Annotated in this window: 19 protein-coding genes; 8 read left to right on the top strand and 11 right to left on the bottom strand. The window is 74.0% G+C overall.

The features are described 5' to 3' along the window. Positions 1-82: 82 nt before the first annotated feature. The 3 genes from J116_RS24520 to J116_RS24510 all read right to left on the bottom strand — a co-directional run bounded on the left by J116_RS24520 (position 83) and on the right by J116_RS24510 (position 2,897). The gene (locus tag J116_RS24520; RefSeq protein WP_023589719.1) at positions 83-451 is read right to left on the bottom strand and encodes a VOC family protein; all 369 of its coding nucleotides are present in this window, start codon (positions 449-451) and stop codon (positions 83-85) included. A 358-nt stretch (positions 452-809) separates the two neighbouring features. Then, the gene (locus tag J116_RS24515) at positions 810-2,228 is read right to left on the bottom strand and encodes a hypothetical protein (protein WP_023589718.1); all 1,419 of its coding nucleotides are present in this window, start codon (positions 2,226-2,228) and stop codon (positions 810-812) included. A 276-nt stretch (positions 2,229-2,504) separates the two neighbouring features. After that, positions 2,505-2,897 carry an ankyrin repeat domain-containing protein gene (locus J116_RS24510; protein ID WP_023589717.1) on the bottom strand — a complete coding sequence of 131 codons (393 nt, stop codon included), beginning with the start codon at positions 2,895-2,897 and terminating at the stop codon, positions 2,505-2,507. A gap of 225 nt (positions 2,898-3,122) precedes the next feature. Here J116_RS24510 and J116_RS24505 point away from each other — a divergent pair, with 225 nt between their 5' ends. Beyond that, a complete protein-coding gene (locus J116_RS24505; protein ID WP_023589716.1) occupies positions 3,123-3,317 on the top strand; it encodes a hypothetical protein in 195 nt (64 codons plus the stop codon). An 81-nt stretch (positions 3,318-3,398) separates the two neighbouring features. After that, a complete protein-coding gene (locus J116_RS24500; RefSeq protein ID WP_023589715.1) occupies positions 3,399-5,048 on the top strand; it encodes a membrane protein in 1,650 nt (549 codons plus the stop codon). Between the two features lie 10 nt (positions 5,049-5,058). On the opposite strand, the gene J116_RS24495 is transcribed toward J116_RS24500, so the two are convergent. After that, positions 5,059-6,564, bottom strand: coding sequence for an SCO1417 family MocR-like transcription factor (locus J116_RS24495; protein ID WP_023589714.1), 1,506 nt, complete (start codon positions 6,562-6,564; stop codon positions 5,059-5,061). Between the two features lie 101 nt (positions 6,565-6,665). Between J116_RS24495 and yczE the strand changes: the two genes are divergently transcribed. From yczE to J116_RS24475, 4 genes are all read left to right on the top strand, one after another. Further along, entirely contained in the window at positions 6,666-7,508 is an 843-nt protein-coding gene (yczE, locus tag J116_RS24490) for a membrane protein YczE (RefSeq protein ID WP_023589713.1), read from the top strand. Then, positions 7,505-8,284, top strand: a complete 780-nt coding sequence (locus J116_RS24485; RefSeq protein WP_023589712.1) for a glycerophosphodiester phosphodiesterase family protein — start codon at positions 7,505-7,507, stop codon at positions 8,282-8,284. The genes yczE and J116_RS24485 overlap by 4 nt, the downstream gene beginning before the upstream one ends. Positions 8,285-8,324: 40 nt before the next feature. Next, entirely contained in the window at positions 8,325-9,683 is a 1,359-nt protein-coding gene (locus tag J116_RS24480) for an MFS transporter (RefSeq protein WP_023589711.1), read from the top strand. A 276-nt stretch (positions 9,684-9,959) separates the two neighbouring features. Continuing rightward, positions 9,960-10,334, top strand: a complete 375-nt coding sequence (locus J116_RS24475; protein ID WP_010468770.1) for an RNA polymerase-binding protein RbpA — start codon at positions 9,960-9,962, stop codon at positions 10,332-10,334. A 274-nt stretch (positions 10,335-10,608) separates the two neighbouring features. Here J116_RS24475 and fxsA read toward each other — a convergent pair whose 3' ends face one another. From fxsA to J116_RS24455, 4 genes are all read right to left on the bottom strand, one after another. Next, a complete protein-coding gene (gene fxsA, locus J116_RS24470) occupies positions 10,609-11,157 on the bottom strand; it encodes an FxsA family membrane protein (protein WP_023589710.1) in 549 nt (182 codons plus the stop codon). Positions 11,158-11,340: 183 nt separating this feature from the next. After that, positions 11,341-12,060: a polyprenol monophosphomannose synthase gene (locus tag J116_RS24465; RefSeq protein ID WP_235617377.1), complete on the bottom strand. Its 720-nt coding sequence runs from the start codon at positions 12,058-12,060 to the stop codon at positions 11,341-11,343. Between the two features lie 600 nt (positions 12,061-12,660). Continuing rightward, the gene (locus J116_RS24460) at positions 12,661-14,325 is read right to left on the bottom strand and encodes an amidohydrolase (RefSeq protein WP_023589708.1); all 1,665 of its coding nucleotides are present in this window, start codon (positions 14,323-14,325) and stop codon (positions 12,661-12,663) included. A 465-nt stretch (positions 14,326-14,790) separates the two neighbouring features. Further along, positions 14,791-15,231 carry an Lrp/AsnC family transcriptional regulator gene (locus tag J116_RS24455; RefSeq protein ID WP_023589707.1) on the bottom strand — a complete coding sequence of 147 codons (441 nt, stop codon included), beginning with the start codon at positions 15,229-15,231 and terminating at the stop codon, positions 14,791-14,793. A 203-nt stretch (positions 15,232-15,434) separates the two neighbouring features. On the opposite strand from J116_RS24455, the gene J116_RS24450 reads away from it, so the two are divergent. Next, positions 15,435-15,827, top strand: a complete 393-nt coding sequence (locus J116_RS24450) for a hypothetical protein (RefSeq protein ID WP_023589706.1) — start codon at positions 15,435-15,437, stop codon at positions 15,825-15,827. Between the two features lie 182 nt (positions 15,828-16,009). Here the strand turns inward: J116_RS24450 and J116_RS24445 are convergent, their stop codons facing one another. The 3 genes from J116_RS24445 to J116_RS24440 form a co-directional block, all read right to left on the bottom strand. Beyond that, positions 16,010-17,182: an acyl-CoA dehydrogenase family protein gene (locus tag J116_RS24445; protein ID WP_023589705.1), complete on the bottom strand. Its 1,173-nt coding sequence runs from the start codon at positions 17,180-17,182 to the stop codon at positions 16,010-16,012. Positions 17,183-17,409: 227 nt separating this feature from the next. Next, positions 17,410-17,556 (bottom strand): SCO1431 family membrane protein, encoded by a 147-nt coding sequence (locus J116_RS29585; RefSeq protein ID WP_023589704.1) that lies wholly within the window; start codon positions 17,554-17,556, stop codon positions 17,410-17,412. Between the two features lie 282 nt (positions 17,557-17,838). Further along, positions 17,839-18,261 (bottom strand): subtilase-type protease inhibitor, encoded by a 423-nt coding sequence (locus tag J116_RS24440; protein ID WP_023589703.1) that lies wholly within the window; start codon positions 18,259-18,261, stop codon positions 17,839-17,841. 609 nt (positions 18,262-18,870) lie between these two features. On the opposite strand from J116_RS24440, the gene J116_RS24435 reads away from it, so the two are divergent. Then, on the top strand, positions 18,871-20,319 hold the full coding sequence (locus tag J116_RS24435) for an alanine/glycine:cation symporter family protein (RefSeq protein ID WP_023589702.1): 1,449 nt from the start codon (positions 18,871-18,873) through the stop codon (positions 20,317-20,319). The last annotated feature ends 194 nt before the right edge of the window (positions 20,320-20,513 follow it).

The raw sequence follows: 20,513 nt of genomic DNA, 5'->3' as shown, positions 1-20,513 counted from the left end.
CGACTTCCCGAGCCCAGCCGTGCCGTCGTGTCGGCAGGCGCCCGGGCTCCGGCCCCTCTCAGGGGCGGCGTCCGGAGCGGCGTCACTGAGCCGGGGTCGGCTGGGTGAGGTTCACCGGGTTGCCGTCGGGGTCCTGGATGTGGGCGACGCGCTGACCCCACGGCATGTCGTTGGGGCCGCCGCTGACCGAGCCGCCCAGAGCCGTCACCCGGCCGAGGGTCTCGTCGACGTCGTCGACGCCGACGCTGAGCAGGATTCGCGGAGCCGCCGGGTCCCCCGTTTCCGCCTTGGCCACCAGCCCGAGGTCGCTGTCGCCGATGCGCAAGCCGAGGTAGAAGACCGGGCCTTCCTCCGGTACCCGGAAGACCTCCTCGGCGCCGAACAGCTTCGTGTAGAAGCCGAGCAGGACGTCCGGGTCGGCCGTGGTGATCACTGGCTGGATGGTGGACATGGCTCTCCTTCGCGAACGGTCGTGTCGCCGGGTAGACCGTTCGAGAAGGGTGAACTCATCGGTGATACCGCTACCGCCCTGCCAGACGGCCCCCGTCCCCGGACAGTGCGGCGTGAGGGCGGACCTCTGGCCCTCCCCTCGCACCAGCCCCCGGAACGGGGCGGAGTCGCGGGACGGCAGCGCCGGGTTCGTCATGGAACCCGGCGGGGCCGGCCGTCAGCACGCCCGAGTCCGCCCCGGGGGCGCGCCGCCCGGGAGGCGCGCCGCTCAGTGGCCACCGCGCCCCCAGGCATCCCCGGCCCGCAGGCGCCCCGCCCTCAGGGGGGCGCCGCCGGTGGCTGCCGTACCCGGAAGGGGGTCAGAGGGCCGACGTGTCGGGGCTGATGCGGCTGCGGACGGCGGTCTGGACCTCGTCCTCCTCCACCGGGTCGGCGGCGAGCCTGCGCAGGCGCTCGGCGACGCGTACGTCACCGGTCTCGGCGTGCAGGGCGGCGATCTCCCGGGTGGTCTCCTCGCAGTCCCACAGGCATTCGACGGCGAAGCCCGTCGCGAAGGTCGGGTCCGTCGCGGCGAGGGCCCGCGCGGTGCGGCCGCGCAGCTCGGACGACGCGGTCTCGCGGTAGACGTGCCGCAGTACGGGAGCGGCGCAGGCGATGCCGAGGCGTCCGGCGCCGTCCACGAGCGGGTACAGCGAGCGGGCGTCGGGCCCGTCCGTGCGTACCGCCTGCCGCAGCGCGCCGAGGACCAGCGGGACGTCCTTCTCGCCACCGCGGGAGGCCAGGACCCCCCCGGCGGACCTGCCGAGCGCGTCGGGCCGGTGCACCCAGCCGCGAGCCCGGTCCACGGCCGCCTCGCCGCACATGCGCTCGAAGGCGGCGACGGCCGCTTCCGCGACGGTGGCGGACGGGCCGCTCACGGCGGCCTCGATCAGGTCCAGCACGGCCGGGTCGCGGCTCTCCGCGAGGTAGTGGAGCGACGCGCATCGGGCGCCGTCGGGGCCGCTGCGGGCGGCCTCCACGATCAGCTGCCGGTCGTCGGGGCCGGCGACGGCGGTGAGACATCGGGCGGCCGGCAGGTGCAGGACGCTGCCGCGCTCCAGGCCCTGCTGGGCCCAGTCGAAGACGGCTTGGACGCTCCAGCCGGGGCGGGGCCCGGCCGGGCGCATCTGGCGCTGCCAGCGGTCGAAGGAGCCCTGCTCGCGAGCGGCGCGCACCCGGCCGCCGACGGTGCCGCGCGGGTCCTCGGCCCACAGGCGCCACGGGCGCGGCTCGTAGGCGTCGCGGACGGCGGCGGCCAGCTCGGCGTCGCCCTCCGGGCCGTCGGGGAAGCGGGCCAGCACGGCGTCGGCTAGGCCGCGCAGGGCCGTGTCGTCGTCGCGGAGGGCCAGCTCGTCGAGGGCCCACGCCCAGTTGCTGCCGGTAGCGGTGTAGCGGCGCAGCAGCAGGAGGGCGTCGCGGCGCCCGTACGAGGCGAGGTGGCCCAGCACGGACAGCGCGAGGCCGGTGCGGCACTCGTCGGTGTCGAGGTGGTCGTCGGCGCCGAAGAGGTGCTCCTCGACGGCGTCGAGGCCGCCGTGCAGGTCGAGGTAGAGGCGCGCGTAGTAGAGGGAGCGGTTCTCGACCTGCCAGTCCTGGCGCGGGTCGTGCAGGACGCAGTGGTCGAGGGCGGCGAGCGCCTCGGCGCGCGGCGCGGCCAGCGCGTGCAGTGTGCCGTCGCCTCGGCCCCTCTGCAGCAGGCCGAGCAGGGTGCCGCTCGGCGCTATGACGGGTTCGAACATGGGAAAACGCCTCACATCAAGCTGTCGACTGGGCGGGCGCGGTCGGCTGGGCCGATTCCGCCGGATGCCTGGACCGCCCGCTGCTCGGCTAGGCCGCGCGGTGCCATCGGATACCGCCCGTCGTCTTCTGCTTGGTGTCGACCATCTTCCTCTGCCTCTGCCTTCTCTTCGGGGCCCCCTGCGGGCCCGTCGTCATGATGACCCAGCGTTTTCGCCGCCGCGACCACATTTACGGCGCGGTGTCCATCCCCGGTTCGCTACCCGTTTCCGGGCCGTTCACCGGGTGCCGAACAGCTCCAGGAGGTCGGTCTTCCCGAACATCCGGGCCGTATCCACGGCGGACGGAGTACCGGCCTCCGGATCGGCGCCGCCAGCCAGGAGGGCGCGGATCACGGCGTCCTCGCCCTTGAAGACGGCACCGGCGAGAGGGGTCTGGCCGCGGTCGTTGGCGGCGTTCGCGTCGGCTCCGCGCGCGAGGAGGGCTTCCACGGTCGAGGCGTGCCCGTGGTAGGCGGCGAGCATCACGAGGGAGTCGCCCTTGTCGTTGGTGAGGTTCGCGGGGGCGCCCGCGTCCACGTAGGCGGCGAGGGCGTCGGTGTCGCCGTGCCGCGCCAGGTCGAAGATCTTCGACGCGAGGTCGAGGACCTCGGGGTCGGGGGTCTCGCTCATCAGGGGCCCGCCTTTCCTGCTGTTTCCGCTCCGTTGCCGTGCGTACGACGAGGTCAGCCGTACGAGTGAACCGACAGGGTACTGCCCCGCCGGAGCATGGCCCGACGTGCGCCGGTCAAGTGAAAACGCCGAATATTCACCCGTTTGCACCTTTTGTCACATAGATGCTTCCTGTGAGCCTGGAATGACTCATGGTGACTGTCCCTCCAACCAGGAGAAACCCTCATGATCCTGTCGATCTCAGGCGTGGTTCTGCTCGGCATCATCGTCTTCCTCTTCTTCAAGAAGGACGGCCTCAAGGCGTCCCACGCCCTCGTCTGCGCGCTGTTCGGCTTCTACCTGGCGGGCACCGCGATCGCACCGAGCATCACCGCGGGCGGTCAGAGCCTCGCCAGCCTCCTCGGCGGCATCAACTTCTGACGCCGCCCGGCCCCCGGCCCGGCCCTTCCACGACTTCCACGGCCCAGGACACGACGGCAGGACACGACCCCAGGAGACGACGTGGCACGGCGACCACTCCCCCGCATTCTGAGCAGCGGCAGCGCGTCGATCACTCGCGGCAAAGAGCTCGCGCGCACGGCGGCCGACGGCGCCACGGACGTCCTCCATCCGCTGTTCACCGTCTCGCGCGGTCTGCGGAAGCTGGCGGCGGCGGGACGCGCCAGATGGTCGGCCACCCCCAAGGAGCGGCGCGGTCCCACGCTGTTCCTGGCCGCCGCGTGCGTCCTGGGGGTCGCGCTCATGCCGTACGGGCCGCTGCTGGCGCTCGTGTCGCTGATGGGCGCGGCGGCGTGGAAGGGCAGGGAGCGCCCCGCTCCCGGGCCGGGGCCCGACGAGCTCGGCAAGGAGCGGCTGCGGGCGCTGTACGAGGCGCTGGTGCCGCACTTCTCGCTGCCGGGCGACCCGAACCCGCTGTTCGCCCACGGCGGCGAGTGGGCGCGGGCCTTCGGGGACTGCGCGTTCGACGCGGACGGGCGGCCGACCAGGCTGCGGATCTCGTACCCGGCGTACTTCCCTGACGGCGACCCGGCGGAGCGCGCCCGGATCGAGCGGCTGCTGCACGCCAAGTCGGGCCGCGGCCGCGAGTACCGGTTCGACTGGGACGAGGAGGGCAACCAGCTGCTGATGACCGTGCCGGGCGCCCTCCCGGCGGCGGTCGTGGCGCAGAGGTTCGTGACCGTGCCCGGCGAGACGGTGCTCGGTTTCACGGACGCCGACGCGGTGCGGCGCACGGTGCCGGTCCGGGACGGCGAGGCCACCCGCGACGCCCCGGCGGTCGTGTGGCGAACCGGCCCTCGCTCGACGGAGCCGCACCTGCTGGTGGTGGGCCAGCCCGGCGGCGGCGTCAGCACCCTGCTGCGGTCCATCGCGCTCCAGGCGCTCCAGCACGACGGCGAGGTGCTCGTCCTGGAGGGCTTCGGGACCGGCGAGTACGCGTGCCTGGCCGGTCGCCGGGGCGTGCTGGGCGTCGAGTGCGGCCCGGTCGGCGCGCTGGACGCCCTGGAGTGGGCGGCGCACGAGACGGAGCGGCGCCTGGCCGCCGCGTACGAGGCCCGGCAGGCTGGCCAACCGGCACCGGCGGAGACGCGCCGACCGCTGTGGGTGCTGCTGGACCGGCCGACCGTCCTGGCGGACCTGGCCGCCGCCGAGGGGCGTACGGGCCCGCAGGACCTGCTCCAGGTGCCGCTGCGGCACGGCAGGGCGGCGTGCGTGACGGTGGTGGTGGCCGAGCAGTTCGACACGGTGGACGCGCTCGGCGACGTCGTGCGGGCCCACACCCGCGCACGCGTGACGCTCGGCTCCGCGCCCGCCGACCAGCTCGCGGCGGTCCTGGGCGCCCCGCCCCGCACGACACCGCCGCCCGAGGTCCCGCCGGGCCGGGGGTACGCGCGCCTGGGGACCGGCGAGGTCGTGCGCGTCCAGGTCCCGGCCACGCCCGACCCGTACGACGAGACGGCCCCGGAGGCCCACCGCCGCGCGGTGCTGGACCTGCTTCCGGACCGCCCGGTCCACGAGGCCGCCCTCCCGGCGGACACGCCGGTACCCCACCCGGCCGACACGGCGGCCCTCCCGCCAGCCGGCCACGCCCCCGTGCTCCCCGCCGACGGCGCGACCGTGCTCCCGGCCGGCGGGGCCGCCGTACCGAACTGACCGCCCCGCGTCAGGCGACGAACGTCCTCGGCTCCTCCGCCACCGGCCCGCCGGCCGCCCCCGCGCGCACCATGCGGGCGGCGGCCGCGAGCCGTGCGGCGGCCTCGTCGGCGACCGCCCCGCCCACGGTGAAGGGCAGCCGTACGTACCCCTCGAAGGCGCCGTCCACGCCGAAGCGGGGCCCGGACGGCACGCGCACGCCGACCCGCTCCCCCGCCTCCGCCAGGCGCGAACCGGACAGGCCCCCGGTCCGCACCCAGAGGGTCAGCCCGCCGCGCGGCACCTCGAACTCCCAGCCGGGCAGCTCCCGGCGCACGGCGGCGACCAGCGCGTCCCGGTTCTCACGGGCCTGGGCGCGGCGCAGCGCGACCGCCTCCTCCCAGCCCTCGCCTCCCATCAGCCAGTTGACGGCCAGCTGCTCCAGGACGGGCGTGCCCAGGTCGGCGTAGGCGCGGGCGGCGACGAGCGAGCGGATCACGTCGGGCGCGGCCCGCACCCAGCCGATCCGCATGCCCGCCCAGAACGCCTTGCTCGCCGAGCCGACCGTCAGCACCGTGCTGCCCGCGGGGTCGAAGGCGCACACCGGGCGCGGCATCTCCACACCGTCGTCCAGCCGCAGCTCCGACATGGTCTCGTCCACCACCAGGACCGTGCCCGCCGACCGGGCGGCGTCCACCAGGGCCCGCCGCTGGTCCTCGTCCGCGAGCGCGCCGGTCGGGTTGTGGAAGTCGGCCACGACGTACGCGAGCCGGGGCGCGGCGTCCCGCAGGACCTGCCGCCAGCGGGGCAGGTCCCAGCCGGTCAAGCCGTCGGCCATGGCGACGGGCACCAGCCGGGCGCCCGCCTCCCGCATCAGCTGGAGGATGTTGGCGTACGACGGGGACTCCACGGCGATCCGCTCGCCCCGCCCGGCGAACAGGTGGCAGATGGCGTCGATAGCGCCCATCGCCCCGGTCGTCACCATGATCTGCTCGGGCATCGTGGGGATGCCGCGCGCGGTGTACCGGTCGGCGAGGGTGCGGCGCAGCGCGGGCAGGCCCGCCGGGTAGTCGCCGTGCGTGTGCGCGTAGGGCGGCAGCTCCTCCAGCGCGCCTTGGAAGCCCCGGCTGAGCCAGGGCTCGGGCGCGGGCAGCGCGGCGCAGCCCAGGTCGATCATCGAGCCGAGCGACTCGGGCGGCAGCGGTTCGAGGCCGCGCGCGGGCAGCGGGTTCCCGGCGGGCACGGTCGTCCAGCTCCCGGCACCGCGCCGGGACTCGAGGAAGCCCTCCGCGCGCAGCGCCTCGTACGCGGCCGCGACGGTGGTACGGCTCACGGAGAGCGCGAGGGCCAGCTCCCGCTCGGCGGGCAGGCGGGCGGCGACGGGGACGCGGCCCTCCAGCACGAGGAGGCGGATGCCGTCGGCCAGCGCCCGGTACGCGGCGGGCTTACGGGTGCCGGGGCCCGCGGGCCGCGTCTGCTGGGCGGTCAGCTGGCGGGCGAGCTGAGCCGGGCCCACCGCCGAAGTCCACTGAGCCATGACTTCAGTCCACCTTCCTCGAATTGGCCATGGTTGGCATCCATTGGCACGCCAGAGAGTGTCATAGGTCAGTCCACCACACCAGCACTCCGGGGGTCACCTTGTCCCGATCGTCGTCCACATCGCCGTCCGAGCCCGGCGGCCGGCCGCCGGGGCGGCGCCTCCCGCGCCGGCTGACACAGCTCACCGCGGGCCTCCTGCTGTACGGGGCCAGCTCGGCGCTCCTGGTCCGCAGCGGTCTCGGCCTGGAACCGTGGAACGTGCTCCACCAGGGCCTGTCGAACCTGACCGGCCTGTCGATCGGCGTCGTGGTGACGATCATGGGCGCGGTCGTCCTGCTGCTGTGGATCCCGCTCCGGCAGCGTCCGGGCCTCGGCACCGTCGCGAACGTCCTGCTCATCGGGGCCGCGATGGACGCCACCCTCGCCGTCGTCCCGGACGCCGAGGGCCTGCCCGCCCGGATCGCGCTGATGGTCGCCGGTGTGGTCCTCAACGGGCTGGCGACCGGCCTCTACATCGCCGCCCGCTTCGGTCCCGGCCCGCGCGACGGCCTGATGACCGGGCTGCACCGGGTGACCGGCCGCTCCATCCGCCTGATCCGTACGGCCCTGGAGCTCACCGTCGTCGCCACGGGCTTCCTCCTCGGCGGCTCCCTCGGCGTCGGCACTGTGCTGTACGCCCTGGCGATCGGCCCGCTCGCCCAGCTGTCGCTGCGCCTGTTCGCCGTACCGGAACCCGCGTCGCGCACGGCCCCCGAAGCCGCCTTCCCCACGGCTCCGGGAACCACCGGCCCCGGCACGGCTCCGGAGGCCACCGCCGGTCCCGAGGCGGCCACCCCGGCTCCGGGAACCACCGCCGCTCCCGAGGCGGCCATCCCCGGTACGGCGTCCGGCAGGACCGCGGTCGCCCCCGGGTCACCGGATCGGGTGATACTGCCGCGGTGACTCGTCTACCGCGCCCGCGACCCGGCCACCCGTACCTGGACCACCCCTCCGCCATCCCGTTCGCCCACCGGGGCGGCGCGGCGGACGGGCTGGAGAACACCGCGGCCGCGTTCCGGCGGGCGGCCGACGCGGGGTACCGCTACTTCGAGACGGACGTGCACACGACGGCGGACGGCAGGCTCGTCGCATTCCACGACCCGACGCTGGACCGGGTCACCGACGCGCGGGGGCGGATCGCGCGGCTGCCGTGGAGCGAGGTCCGGCGGGCGCGCGTCGCGGGCCGGGAGCCGCTGCCGCTGTTCGAGGAGCTGCTGGAGGAGTTCCCCGAGGCCCGCTGGAACGTGGACCTGAAGGCCGAGTCGGCGCTCGTCCCGCTGGTGGAGCTGATCCGCAGGACCAACGCGTGGGACCGGGTGTGTGTCGGCTCGTTCAACGAGGGGCGCGTCGCCCGGGCGCGCCGGGCGGCGGGCGAGCGGCTGGCCACGTCGTTCGGCGTGCGCGGCGTGGTGGGGCTGCGGCTGCGCTCGTACGGGATACCGGCGGCACTGCGCGCGGGCGCGGTGGCCGCGCAAGTGCCGGAGGCGCAGGGCGGCATCCGGGTCGTGGACCGGCGGTTCGTCCGCGAGGCCCACGCGCGCGGGCTCCAGGTGCACGTGTGGACGGTCAACGATCCGGACCGGATGAACGCGCTCCTGGACCTTGGCGTCGATGGCATCATGACCGATCATCTTCAGACGCTGCGCACGGTGCTCACCGGCCGGGGAGCGTGGAACTGACCCCGGCGCGGTCCGGGGCGGGACGAACGAGGGGGCGCGTGTGACAGCCGAGACCGCCGACCGGGACGCCGGTGCCGCCGCGCCGCCGCCCGACCGCGGACGCGAGCAGCGCGGCTGGTACTTCTACGACTTCGCGTGCTCCGTGTACTCCACGAGCGTCCTGACCGTGTTCCTCGGGCCGTACCTGACGTCGGTGGCGAAGGCGGCGGCCGACGCGGACGGCTTCGTGCACCCGCTGGGCATACCGGTACGGGCCGGGTCGCTCTTCGCGTACTCGGTGTCCCTGTCGATCGTCGTCGCGGTGCTGGTGATGCCGCTGGCGGGGGCGGCGGCGGACCGTACGGGGCGGAAGAAGCCGCTGCTGGCGGCCGCCGCGTACACCGGGGCGGGCGCGACGGCGGGCATGTTCTTCCTGGACGGCGACCGGTATCTGCTGGGCGCGCTGCTGCTGATCGTCGCCAACGCGTCGCTGGCCGTGTCGATGGCCCTCTACAACGCGTACCTGCCGCAGATCGCCACGCCGGAGGAGCGGGACGCGGTCTCGTCGCGCGGCTGGGCGTTCGGCTACACGTCGGGCGCGCTGGTGCTGCTCCTGAACCTGGCGCTGTACACGGGCCACGAGTCGTTCGGGCTCAGCGAGTCGGCGGCGGTGCGGATCTGCCTGGCCTCCGCCGGACTGTGGTGGGGCGCCTTCACGCTCGTACCGCTGCGGCGGCTGCGGGACCGGCGGGTGGCACCCGACGGCGAGGGCGCGGTCGGATCGGGCTGGCGGCAGCTGGTGGCGACGCTGCGGGACATGCGGAGGCATCCGCTGACGCTGTCGTTCCTGCTCGCGTACCTCGTCTACAACGACGGGGTGCAGACCGTGATCTCCCAGGCCTCGATCTACGGCTCCGAGGAGCTGGGCCTCGACCAGACGACGCTGATCACGGCGGTGCTGCTGGTGCAGGTGCTGGCGGTGGCGGGGGCGCTCGGGATGGGCCGGCTGGCCCGCTCGTACGGCGCGAAGCGGACGATCCTCGGTTCGCTGGCCGCGTGGACGCTGATCCTGGCCGCCGGGTACTTCCTGCCCGCCGGGGCGCCGGTGTGGTTCTACGCGCTGGCGGCGGCGATCGGACTGGTCCTGGGCGGCAGCCAGGCGCTGTCGCGGTCGCTGTTCTCACACCTGGTGCCGCGCGGCAAGGAGGCCGAGTACTTCTCGGCGTACGAGATGAGCGACCGGGGGCTGGCCTGGCTGGGGCCGCTGGTGTTCGGGCTCGCCTACCAGCTGACCGGGAGCTACCGCGACGCCATCGTCTCGCTGGTGCTGTTCTTCGCCGTGGGCTTCGTGCTGCTGGCGCGGGTGCCGGTGCGGCGCGCGGTGGCCGCCGCGGGGAACCCCGTGCCCGAGCGGATCTGAGACTTTGGCGGCCCGGTTTAGACGGCGAGGTCAAAGGGCGGTAGTGTACGCCTTTGGCCTGCCAGGCGGACCGTTACTGCGTGTGCAGTGCACGAGAGCGCCGGGTGACATCTTCTGCCAGATGTGACAAACCGGGCGCTTGTGGGTACAACAAGGGGCGGCACGACGGGCGACGCATGACCCGCAACGGGAATCTTTACCGCCGACCGGACGTTGACCGGATGACGACGACAGCGACACCTGTCCTGTGGGCGACAAGCCCGGGAGGCACGATTCATGAGTGAGCGAGCTCTTCGCGGCACGCGCCTCGTGGTGACCAGCTACGAGACCGACCGCGGCATCGATCTGGCCCCGCGCCAGGCGGTGGAGTACGCATGCGAGAAGGGGCATCGTTTCGAGATGCCGTTCTCGGTCGAGGCGGAGATCCCGCCGGAGTGGGAGTGCAAGGTCTGCGGGAGCCAGGCGCTCCTGGTGGACGGCGACGGCCCCGAGGAGAAGAAGGCGAAGCCCGCGCGTACGCACTGGGACATGCTGATGGAGCGGCGCACGCGCGAGGAGCTGGAAGAGGTGCTGGCCGAGCGGCTGGCGGTCCTGCGTTCCGGCGCCATGAACATCGCGGTGCATCCGCGTGACAGCAGGAAGTCCGCGTGACGGGTTAGCACCCGGCTACACGCGAGAGCCGCGGGGCGCGGTACGCATCGACGTACCCCGCCCCGCGGCTTTCGCGTGCCCGCGTACGGTTCGTGCGCGGCGTACGGCCCCCGCGCGGCGTATACCCCCGCCCGCGTGCGCTCCGGTCGGTGTACGGCCCCGCCCGCGTGCGCTCCGGTCGGTGTACGGCCCCCTACGCCTGGACCGCGCGCGGCCTGGCCGGGTGCACGGCCCCGGGAGCGGGAGCGCCCTGGGCCGCGCGGGGGCCGGCAGGTCAGGACGTCAGCGGGGGCCGGTTGTCCCTGGGGCCCGCCGGGTCGCCGGGAGTGTCGCGGATCACCTCGCCCGGCACCACCTTGCCGTCCGGGCGGCGGATGCGGGCCTGCCGCAGGGCGGTGCCCATACGGCGGTCGAGGGCGCGCTCCCCGTAGCGGGCGGCGGCCGCGCGGACCGGCGGCACGAGGAGCAGCAGCCCCGGCACGTCGGAGGCGAGACCCGGCAGCATCAGCAGCAGACCGCCGAGCATGAGCATGCCGTTGCCCGTGCTGCCCTTCTCGGCCGGGCCCGCCGCACCGCCCGTCTGCTGGCGCTGGAGCGTCTCGGTGAGCGCCGTGAACGCCCGGCGCCCCGCCCGCTTCACCACGGCGGCGCCCAGGACCCCGGAGCTCACCAGCAGGGCGAGCACCACGAGGCCGCTCGTGGCGTCCGCCACCAGGGTCAGGAGCCAGATCTCCAGCACCAGCCAGGCGGCCAGGCCGAGGGGGACAAGGGTGCGGGCGCGGGAGCGCCCACGGGTCGGAGGCAGCGGTGCACCGGTCGTCATGCCCCCAGTGTGCCTGGGGCGATGCCAGGATGGCGTAAGCGCCCCGTCCCACCCGGTCTGGCCCCGGTCAGGCCCGGTGGTCTGGCGCGCCCGTTCCCCGGTCGGCCCCGGTCCGGCGCGCCCGGTCCCGGTCGGGCCCCGGTCCGGCGCCGCCCCGTCCCCCGTCGGGTGCGCCCTCCCCGGTCAGCCGCGAGCGCGGCCCGTCAGCCGTCCGGCGCGGGTGGTCACGCCCCAGGCGGTGACCCGCCACAGGGCCTCCACGACGATGTCCCGGCTCATCTTGGAGTCGCCGTGCTCGCGCTCCACGAACGTGATGGGCACCTCGGCCACATGGAATCCGGCGGCGACCGCGCGGCGGGCCAGGTCGATCTGGAAGCAGTACCCCTGCGAGGCGACGTCCTCCAGGCCCAGGCCGCGCAGCGTGTCCGCGCGGAACGCCCGGAAGCCGCCGGTGACGTCCCGGATCGGCACGCCGAGGAGGACCCGGGAGTAGACGCTCGCGCCGCGCGAGAGGTACTCGCGGGACTTCGGCCAGTTCACGATCCGCCCGCCGGGGATCCAGCGGGAGCCGAGGACGAGGTCGGCGCTCTTGAGCGCGGTGAGGAGCCGGGGCAGTTCCTCGGGCCGGTGGGAGCCGTCGGCGTCCATCTCGACCAGGACGTCGTAGCCGTGTTCCATGCCCCAGCGGAAGCCGGCCAGGTAGGCCGCGCCGAGGCCCTCCTTGCCCTTGCGGTGCAGCACGTGGACGTGCGCGTCGTCGGCGGACAGCTCGTCGGCGATCTTGCCCGTGCCGTCCGGGCTGTTGTCGTCGGCGACGAGGATGTGCGCGTCCGGCACGGCTTCCCGTACCCGGGAGACGATCGGCCCGATGTTCTCCGCCTCGTTGTAGGTCGGAATGATCACCAAGGCTTTGCCCAGCGGTCCGTACCGCCGCTGACTCTGACCGTCGTCTTTCACTACTGCCCCTTACGTCCTAGCGCGGATGCCCACCATAGCGAGCCCGCGGCACGGACGATCGACGAGCCGCGTCGTACACCGGCTCGTCGGTACGGGAGCGGGCGCCTGTCGGTCCGCACGGGGGCCCGGCGTCCTTCGGGCCGACCCTGGGGCCCGCTGGCTGCGGGTCGTCCGAAGAGCCGTTGTCTACTGAACGTCCGGGCCCCACCCGGGTCGCACCCCGCCCCGGCTCCCGGGAGCCGGGGGGACGTCCGCCGGGGACCTCCCCCGCCGCGCGGGGCGCTGGCACTGAACCTGGCTCCCAGCGGTGGTGCGCCGGTGCGGCACACCACCCCGCGATCCAGCGGCGCTCCGCGGCCGCGGTGAGGCGTGCTCGCCCGGCCGGACGTCCGTGGTGGACCCGCCGAACCTACCGGCCGTTCACCGCTGCCTGTCAACACCCGCGCGACCTGCGATGTCCGGACGAACGCCCAGGTCAGCGACGAAGATCCGCAGGTCGTGGCGGAACGCCCGGTACGCCTCCCGCCGGGCGGGCCCGGGCCCATCTCACTCGTTCGGTCGTACGAAAACCGTCCGTCCGCCCACCACCGTGCGCAGGCACACCGGCAGCGGCTTGCCGGGGGTCAGGTCGGGGAGCCCCGGCGTGCCCGAACGGGGGTCGGTGGACCAGCGGGCCACCCGGTCGTCGGGGGCCTGGACGACCAGGTCACCGGCCTGCCAGACGGCGTAGTCGGCGGGCGCGCCCGGCACGAGGACGCCCGCGTCGTCGCGGCCGACGGCCCGCCAGCCGCCGCGCGTGTGGGCGGTGAAGGCGGCGCGGACGGAGACGCGGTGCTCGGGCGTCCGGTGGAAGGCGGCGGCACGGACGGTGCCCCACGGGTCAAGGGGGGTGACCGGGCTGTCGGAGCCGAAGGCGAGCGGCACCCCGGCGCGCAGCAGCGCCGCGTACGGGTTGAGGGTGCGGGCGCGCTCGACGCCGAGCCGCTCGGCGTACATGCCGTCGTCGCCGCCCCAGGCCGCGTCGAAGGCGGGCTGCACGCTGGCGGTGAGGCCGAGTTCGGCGAAGGCGGCGATGGTCTCGGGGGTGAGCATCTCGGCGTGCTCGACGCGGTGCCGGGCGGCGCGGACGCGGTGCAGGCCGATCTTGTCGGCGGCGGCCCGGACGCCGTCCACGACGGCGGTCACGGCGGCGTCGCCGATGGCGTGGAAGCCCGCCTGGAGCCCGGCCTCGGTGCAGGCGGCCACATGGGCGGCGACGGCGGCCGCGTCGAGGTGGGCCGTGCCGGTGTGCGCGGCGTCGGCGTACGACTCGTGGAGGCAGGCCGTGTGGGAGCCGAGCGAGCCGTCCACGAAGAGGTCGCCCGCGGCGCCGACCGCGCCGAGGTCGCGGACGCGCCGCGCGTCCTCGGGGCCCGCGACGGCCTCGGCCCAGTAGCCGACGACCCGCGGCAGCGGCTCCCCCGCCGCCAGCTCCAGCAGGGCGGTGAAGTCCTCCTCGTCGGAGATGTCGGGGCCGCCGCACTCGTGGACGGTGCCGATGCCGAGGGAAGCGGCGCGGCGGAGCGCGGCGCGCTGCGCCTCGGCGCGCTGAGCGGGCGTGATGGCGCCGTGCGCGGCGGCCCGTACGGCGTGGTGGGCCGCGCCGGTGAGGGGCGCGTCCGGGTGGTAGCCGTCGAGGGCGGTGACGCCGGGGACGAGGTCGAGGAGCGCGGTGGTGACGACGGCGGAGTGCACATCGACGCGCGGCAGGTACAGGGGCCGTCCGCCGGTCACCTCGTCCAGTTCCCCGCGGCTCGGGTGGCGCCGCTCGGGCCAGCGCGCGGCGTCCCAGCCGTGGCCCAGCAGGACCAGGTCACCGGGCCGGGAGGCGGCGAAGTCCCGTACGAGCGCGAGGGCTTCGCCCAGGTCGCGGGCGCCGGACAGGTCGAGGCCGGTCAGCGCGAGCCCGGTGGCGGTCGTGTGGACATGGGCGTCGGTGAACGCGGGGGTGACGAGGGCGCCTTCGAGGTCGATCACCTCGTCCACGCCGGAGGCGAAGGCGTCGGCCGCGCCCTCGGAGCCGACCCAGGCGACGTGGCCGCGCTCGACGACCATCGCGGTGGCGAAGGGGTCGGCGGGGCTGTGCACCTCGCCGCCGCGCAGCAGCAGGGTGGGGGTCTCCCCTGCGGGGGCGGGGGCGGGCGCCTGGGGGTCGCGTTCGTGCTCGGTCATGGTGACCAGCGTAGACAGCGCCGACGGCCGTACCGGGGCGGGGGCGGACGCGGGATCAGGGGGCCGAGCGGGCGACCGGGAGGGAACGGGGACGATGGCGGCACCGGGCGGCGGCGGACGCGACACGGTCCGTCGGGGCGCGGCACCGGGACGCGGGGGCAAGTACGCGGGGAGCCGGCGGTGCGGCGAGCGCGGCACCGGGGCGGCGGGTGCGGCACGGGCCGGGATGCGCGACCGGGGCGGGGGCGGGTGCGTGGGTGAGCCGGGGCAGCCACGGGCGCTTCTGCTCCTCGGTGCCCACGCGGCGGCGAGCGCGGCACGATGGTGCGCGGCCGGGGCACGGGGTGCGGGTGCGGCACGGGCCGGGGTTGCGGCGAACGCGGCGTCCGGGCGCGCGGCCGGGGCCCGCGGGGGCGGTGCCGGTGCGCCGCGCGGCGGGGACACGGCGCCCGGCGTGCGCGGGGGTCAGACGCGGGGCGGTCTCGCCTCGTACGGGGTGGAGAGGACGACCGTGGTGCGGGTGGAGACACCTGCCTGGGAGCGGATGCGGGTGAGCAGGTGCTCCAGCTCCAGCGGGGTCGCCACACGGACCTTGAGGATGTAGTTCTCCTCCCCGGCCACGCTGTGGCACGCCTCGATCTCGGGGATGTCGGCGAGCCGGTCCGCGATGTCGTCGGGGGCGCTGGGGTCGAACGGCTTCACCGAGATGAACGCGGTCAGGGGCAGCCCCACCGCCTCGGGGTCCACGACGGCGGCGTACCCGCGGATGACGCCGCGCTGTTCGAGACGGCGGACGCGCTGATGCACCGCCGAGGTGGACAGGCCCGTGGCCTTGCCCAGGTCGGTGTAGCTCATGCGCCCGTCCTTGACGAGCAACTCGACGATCTGACGATCCAGCTCCTCCATGCGGTCAACCTATTGCCCCGGCGCCCCTCCGGCCCAGTCGGCGGCTCCCCGTACGCGCACCTGCGGGCGGCATGTGACCAACGCCACACCTTCATGGTCGCGGTCGTTCGAAACCGGACGGTTACCCGCCGGGCGCGAGGGGAATTGCTTGCTGTGGTCGGGGCCGCATTGCCTGGTCGGCCCGTCTGAGGGGGAGATTCTCCATGCAGGAGCCTGTTGATTCGGCCGAGGCCGAAGAGCTCGACGCGTACGACATGTTCGAGATGTTCCGGGTCGTCTGCCCGGACTGCGCGCAGCCCATCGCGCTGCTCGCCGACGAGGACGTTCTGCCGGAGCACGCGCTGTGCCCGACGCCGTGGAACCCGTTCGTCCTGTCGGTGTGCACCGGCTCCGGGCGGCCCGCGTCGGACGCGAGGCCGGTTGACGAGGGGTCGGGTCCCCAGGAGCAGGAGGTGGGGCTGCTGCTGACGCTCCCTCAGGGGATCGACTGGCGTACGCAGCCGTTCTCACACGTGGGCGGGCCCGGCTCCCGTCCGATCAAGGTCCAGGTGCCGCGGATGCGCGACGCCTCCTCGCGGATGCGGCGCGCCGCCTGACGGTACGCAGCAGCTGAAAGCCCTCCGCCCCGGTGCGCACGAGCGCGACCGGGGCGGTTTCGTCATGTCCGTACCCCACGCATCCGGAGCAGCCCGGAGGCCTGCAGATCCACCCGGCGGGCACGGCGCCAGGGGGAGCGGGCCGGACTCACGGCGGCGCCGTCGCCGGCGCCGCGGCGGCGTCAGCGGCTCTCGGGGCCCGCGAGGTGGCGGGCGATGACCATGCGCTGGATCTGGTTGGTGCCCTCGACGATCTGGAGGACCTTCGCCTCGCGCATGTACCGCTCCGCCGGGAAGTCCGACGTGTAGCCGTACCCGCCGAGCACCTGGACGGCGTCGGTGGTCACCTTCATCGCGGCGTCCGTGCAGAACAGCTTCGCCATCGCCGCCTGCCGGGAGAACGGCTTGCCCGCGTCCCGCAGCCGGGCGGCCGCCAGGTACAGGGCGCGGCCCGCCTCGATCTGCGTGGCCATGTCGGCGAGCATGAAGCGCAGCCCCTGGAAGTCCGCGATGGGCCGCCCGAACTGGCGCCGCTCCCCCGCGTACGCGACGGCCTCGTCCAGCGCCGCCTGCGCGACGCCGATGGCGCACGCCGCGATGCCGAGGCGCCCGGAGTCCAGGGCGGACAGGGCGATCGTGAAGCCCTGGCCCTCGTCGCCGATGCGGCGGGAGTCGGGGACGCGGACGCCGTCGAAGTGGAGCTGGGCCGTGGGCGAGCCCTTCATGCCCATCTTCTTCTCGGGCACGGCGGCGGTGAGCCCCTCGGCGTCGCCGGGGACCAGGAACGCCGTGATGCCGCGCGGGCCCTCCACGCCGGTGCGGGCCATCACCGTGTAGAAGTCGGCGACGCCGCCGTGGGTGATCCACGCCTTGGTGCCGGTGATGACCCAGTCGTCGCCGTCGCGGACGGCCTTGGTGCGCAGTGAGGCGGCGTCGGAGCCGGAGGCGGGCTCGGAGAGGCAGTAGCCGCCGAGGAGGCCGCCGCCGAGCATCGCGGGCAGGTGCTCGGTCTGCTGCTCCTTGGTGCCGAACCCGGCGAGGCCGTGGCAGGCGAGAGTGTGGACGCTGGCGCCGAGGCCGACGGTGAGGCGGGCGGCCGCCAGCTCCTCCAGGACCTGGAGGTACACCTCGTAGGGCTGGTCGCCGCCGCCGACGGCGGAGTCGTAGGGCAGGCCCAGCAGGCCCGCCTCGGAGAGCAGGGCGAAGACCTCGCGCGGGAAGTGCCCGGCCGCTTCCTCCTCGGCCGCCCGGGGGGCGATCTCCCTCTGGACGATGTCGCGCACCAGCGCGATCAGATCCCTGGACTCCTCGGTGGGCAGCTGGCGGTCCACCGGCTGCGGGGCGCGGTCGGGCATGGGGGCGCTCTCCTCCCTGTCGGGCGCTACGGCGGGCGCGCGAACGGGTGTGGGCGGCGCCGCCGGGTCTCACTGCTGCACCGATGCTGCCGTCCCGGATCACGGAAACGGCAGTTCAGCGGCTGTGGCGGCACGAGTATGCCCGATCGGATGGCTCCCGTCACCAGCGGAAAGACACCCTTCGATAACGCTCGTTCACTTCCCGGCGGGGAGGGGCGCCGGGTGGGTCAGAGCAGGCCGGCCTGGGTGACGAACATGGCGATGACCACGACGAGAACCCAGCCGAGGGCGTGCTCGAGCGGGTTCGGCCCGTCGTCCTTGGGGCCTCCGGTGCGGGCGCGGAGGAGAGGGGCGGCGGCGGCGTTCGCGGTCATGGGCATCTCGCTGTCGTCGTACGGCTGTGGTGGTTCCCCCCGTGCCCCTCCACAGTGCCAGCGGCAAACCTCTCGTGGGGAGAGACGTTCCTCACGCTCCCGCCGCCCCACCCCCGGCCGCTACGCGTGTCAGCTGTACGGAGCCTCGCCGATCACCCACGTGAGGAGCAGGTGGAGGCCCCGTCGGGACCGGCCCGGACACCCGAGGGGATTGTCCGGGCCAGTCCCCGTCGGGGAGGGGCGGACGGCCGCGCCGCGTCCGCCCCTCCCTGTGGCCTCCTGTCAGAACGCGAAGACGCTGCCGTAGGTGTTCTTCACGCACTGGTTGCCGAAAGTGCGTTCGTAGGAGACGCTCCGGCCCTCCCAGACCCCGGTGACGGTGACGACGACGGGGTCGAAGTACATCGGGCACATCACGCCCGGAGTGGCCTGCAGGGCGTCGAGGTCGCCATCCACGCGGCGCAGTTCGGCACAGGCCGACTTGGCGTCCGGGTGGGTGCCGGAGACGGCGGGCGAGCAGGTCAGGGTGACCTCACGCACCTGCGGGCCGATGGCGTCGGCGGGGAGGGGGGAGAGGGCTCCGTACCTGGCGGTCAGCACCAGGGACGAAGTCCCGGGGGCCGCGGTGGCGGCCCCGGTGAGGGGACCGAGCACGGCGGTGGCCGCCAGTCCCAGAGCCGTTGCCCAGCGCGCGGTGTTCCGCATGATGTGCGTCCTTACGCTCGATTCGAGGGTTTCGCCGGCCCGGCAGGTCGTGTCGGAACGGCGAGCGCGAGTCTGCCGAGCGCACCGCCGACGCACAGTTCGACCGAACGCTTTTCGGCAACCGCGCGTGTCACATCAATGGCGAGAAAATCCCGCAGTCCATGTATTCGGAGCCCGAGAACAGGCGGCTCTTGATCGATCAAGCACGCGGGATGGCACGATCCGATCGTTCGATAATCGACCAGAAGTGCGCGCTATCCGGACCATCGACCCATTCCGGGTTCTTGACGACGACACTCCGTGGTCACCCGAACGCCACCCGGAGTCGCCCTGATGTCCACCGGCGGCGGTGGCGCGGGAGCGGGCCGCTCCCGTCCCCCGACATGGAGAGCCCCGGCAGGCGGTCCCCCGTACATGTCGGACCCCTGTGAGATAGACCACTTTGAGGAACCATAGGCAGGGGCAGCCACCCCGGCCTAGAGTCCTGGCGATTGTGGAGTGTCCCCCTCCGCTTCGTCCGGCCCGACCGTCCGGCGCTTCGTGCACGACCTGTACGCACGCGGAGACCGGGCCGATTCCCCGACTCACAAGGAACCGGGAAGCATCCGCATGAGCACGCTGGAAACCTGGGTCGTCGAACTCAACGACGTCTTCTGGACCTATCTACTGATTCCGCTGGTCGCCGTCGTCGGCGTCTGGTTCACGCTGCGCTCCAAAGGCGTGCAGATCCGCCTGATCCCGGAGATGTTCCGGGTCTTCAAGGACAAGCCGCAGTCCGGCGTCAGCCCCTTCGGCGCCTTCACCATCTCCGCCGCCGCGCGGATCGGCACCGGCAACATCGCCGGCGTGGCCACCGCGATCACCATGGGCGGCCCCGGAGCCGTCTTCTGGATGTGGATGATGGCCCTGGTCGGCGGTGCCTCGGCGTTCGTCGAGTCGGTCCTGGCCCAGCTGTACAAGGTGCGCGACACCGAGCCCGGTACGTACCGGGGCGGCCCGGCCTACTACATGCAGAAGGCGCTCGGAATGCGGTGGCTCGGCGTGGTCTTCGCCGTCCTGATCACGCTGACGTTCGGGTTCGTGCTGACCGCGGTGCAGTCCAACACGATCACGGTGGCGGCGAAGGGCTCCTTCGGATCGGACGCCTCCTGGTTCAACCCCGTCCTGGGCCTCGTGCTGGCCGTGCTGCTCGCTCTCGCGGTGTTCTTCGGCGTGAAGCGCCTGACGGCCGTCACCAAGGTCATCATCCCGGTCATGGCCGCGCTCTACCTGCTGGTCGGCCTGGTCATCGTGCTCCTCAACCTCGGCAACGTGCCGGGCATGCTCGGTGACATCATCGGCGGTGCCTTCGGCTTCCGCGAGGTCGCTGGCGGCGCCGTGGGTACGGCGATCCTGCAGGGCGTGCGGCGCGGCATGTTCTCCAACGAGGCCGGCATGGGTTCCGCCCCGAACGCCGCCGCGGCCGCGGAGACCACGCACCCGGTCAAGCAGGGCCTGGTCCAGACCCTCGGCGTCTACTTCGACACCCTGGTCATCTGCACCATGACCGCCTTCGTGATCCTCTCCGCCAACCCGACCCTCGGTGAGCGTGGCGGCGCGGACGTCACGCAGTCGGCCTTCACCGGCGCGCTCGGCGACTGGGCCGGTCACCTGCTGACCCTGGTGATCTTCATGGTCGCCTTCAGCTCCATGATCGGTAACTACTACTACGGCGAGTCCAACATCCAGTTCATCACCCGCAGCAAGAGCGTGATGAGCTCTTACCGCGCGGTGGTCGTCGCCTGCGCCGTCCTCGGCGCGATCGGCTCCGTCCCGCTGGTCTGGAGCCTCGCGGACGTCACGATGGGCGCGATGGTCCTGGTCAACCTGATCGCGATCGTCCCCCTCGGCGCGGTCGCCTTCCGCCTCCTCGACGACTACCTGGCCCAGCGCCGCCAGGGCCTCGACCCGGTCTTCCGCAAGGACCAGGTCCCGGGCCTGCGCGGCGAGGTGGAATGCTGGGGTGCGCCGGACGAGGACACCACGCCGCAGCCGCGGGAGCCGGTCGTCTCACACTGACACGCTTTCCCGACACGGCCGTACGCGGCGAAAGGCGGCACCCCTGGAGGGGTGCCGCCTTCGGGCGTTCCGGGCGTGTCCGCCGCCGACTGCCGCGCGGAGGTGAACCGCCCCCGGGTGAGGGGGCTCCGTTCCCCGCGGGGCCCACGGTCATGGCCGTCAGGTCGGCGGGACGGCCGTGGGGCCGCACATGC

The sequence above is a fragment of the Streptomyces thermolilacinus SPC6 genome, assembly GCF_000478605.2.
GTDB classification, from domain to species: domain Bacteria; phylum Actinomycetota; class Actinomycetes; order Streptomycetales; family Streptomycetaceae; genus Streptomyces; species Streptomyces thermolilacinus.
This window is presented reverse-complemented; position numbering and strand designations above follow the sequence as displayed.

Bases quoted from the DNA above. Each gene is read 5' to 3' on its own strand.
- J116_RS29585 (WP_023589704.1), bottom strand. From the start codon at position 17,556: ATGACCGCGAACGCCGCCGCCGCCCCTCTCCTCCGCGCCCGCACCGGA.
- J116_RS24460 (WP_023589708.1), bottom strand. From the start codon at position 14,325: ATGACCGAGCACGAACGCGACCCCCAGGCGCCCGCCCCCGCCCCCGCA.
- J116_RS24435 (WP_023589702.1), top strand. From the start codon at position 18,871: ATGAGCACGCTGGAAACCTGGGTCGTCGAACTCAACGACGTCTTCTGG.
- J116_RS24510 (WP_023589717.1), bottom strand. From the start codon at position 2,897: ATGAGCGAGACCCCCGACCCCGAGGTCCTCGACCTCGCGTCGAAGATC.
- J116_RS24445 (WP_023589705.1), bottom strand. From the start codon at position 17,182: ATGCCCGACCGCGCCCCGCAGCCGGTGGACCGCCAGCTGCCCACCGAG.
- J116_RS24520 (WP_023589719.1), bottom strand. From the start codon at position 451: ATGTCCACCATCCAGCCAGTGATCACCACGGCCGACCCGGACGTCCTG.
- J116_RS24440 (WP_023589703.1), bottom strand. From the start codon at position 18,261: ATGCGGAACACCGCGCGCTGGGCAACGGCTCTGGGACTGGCGGCCACC.
- J116_RS24495 (WP_023589714.1), bottom strand. From the start codon at position 6,564: ATGGCTCAGTGGACTTCGGCGGTGGGCCCGGCTCAGCTCGCCCGCCAG.
- J116_RS24515 (WP_023589718.1), bottom strand. From the start codon at position 2,228: ATGTTCGAACCCGTCATAGCGCCGAGCGGCACCCTGCTCGGCCTGCTG.
- fxsA (WP_023589710.1), bottom strand. From the start codon at position 11,157: ATGACGACCGGTGCACCGCTGCCTCCGACCCGTGGGCGCTCCCGCGCC.
- J116_RS24450 (WP_023589706.1), top strand. From the start codon at position 15,435: ATGCAGGAGCCTGTTGATTCGGCCGAGGCCGAAGAGCTCGACGCGTAC.
- J116_RS24475 (WP_010468770.1), top strand. From the start codon at position 9,960: ATGAGTGAGCGAGCTCTTCGCGGCACGCGCCTCGTGGTGACCAGCTAC.
- J116_RS24455 (WP_023589707.1), bottom strand. From the start codon at position 15,231: ATGGAGGAGCTGGATCGTCAGATCGTCGAGTTGCTCGTCAAGGACGGG.
- J116_RS24505 (WP_023589716.1), top strand. From the start codon at position 3,123: ATGATCCTGTCGATCTCAGGCGTGGTTCTGCTCGGCATCATCGTCTTC.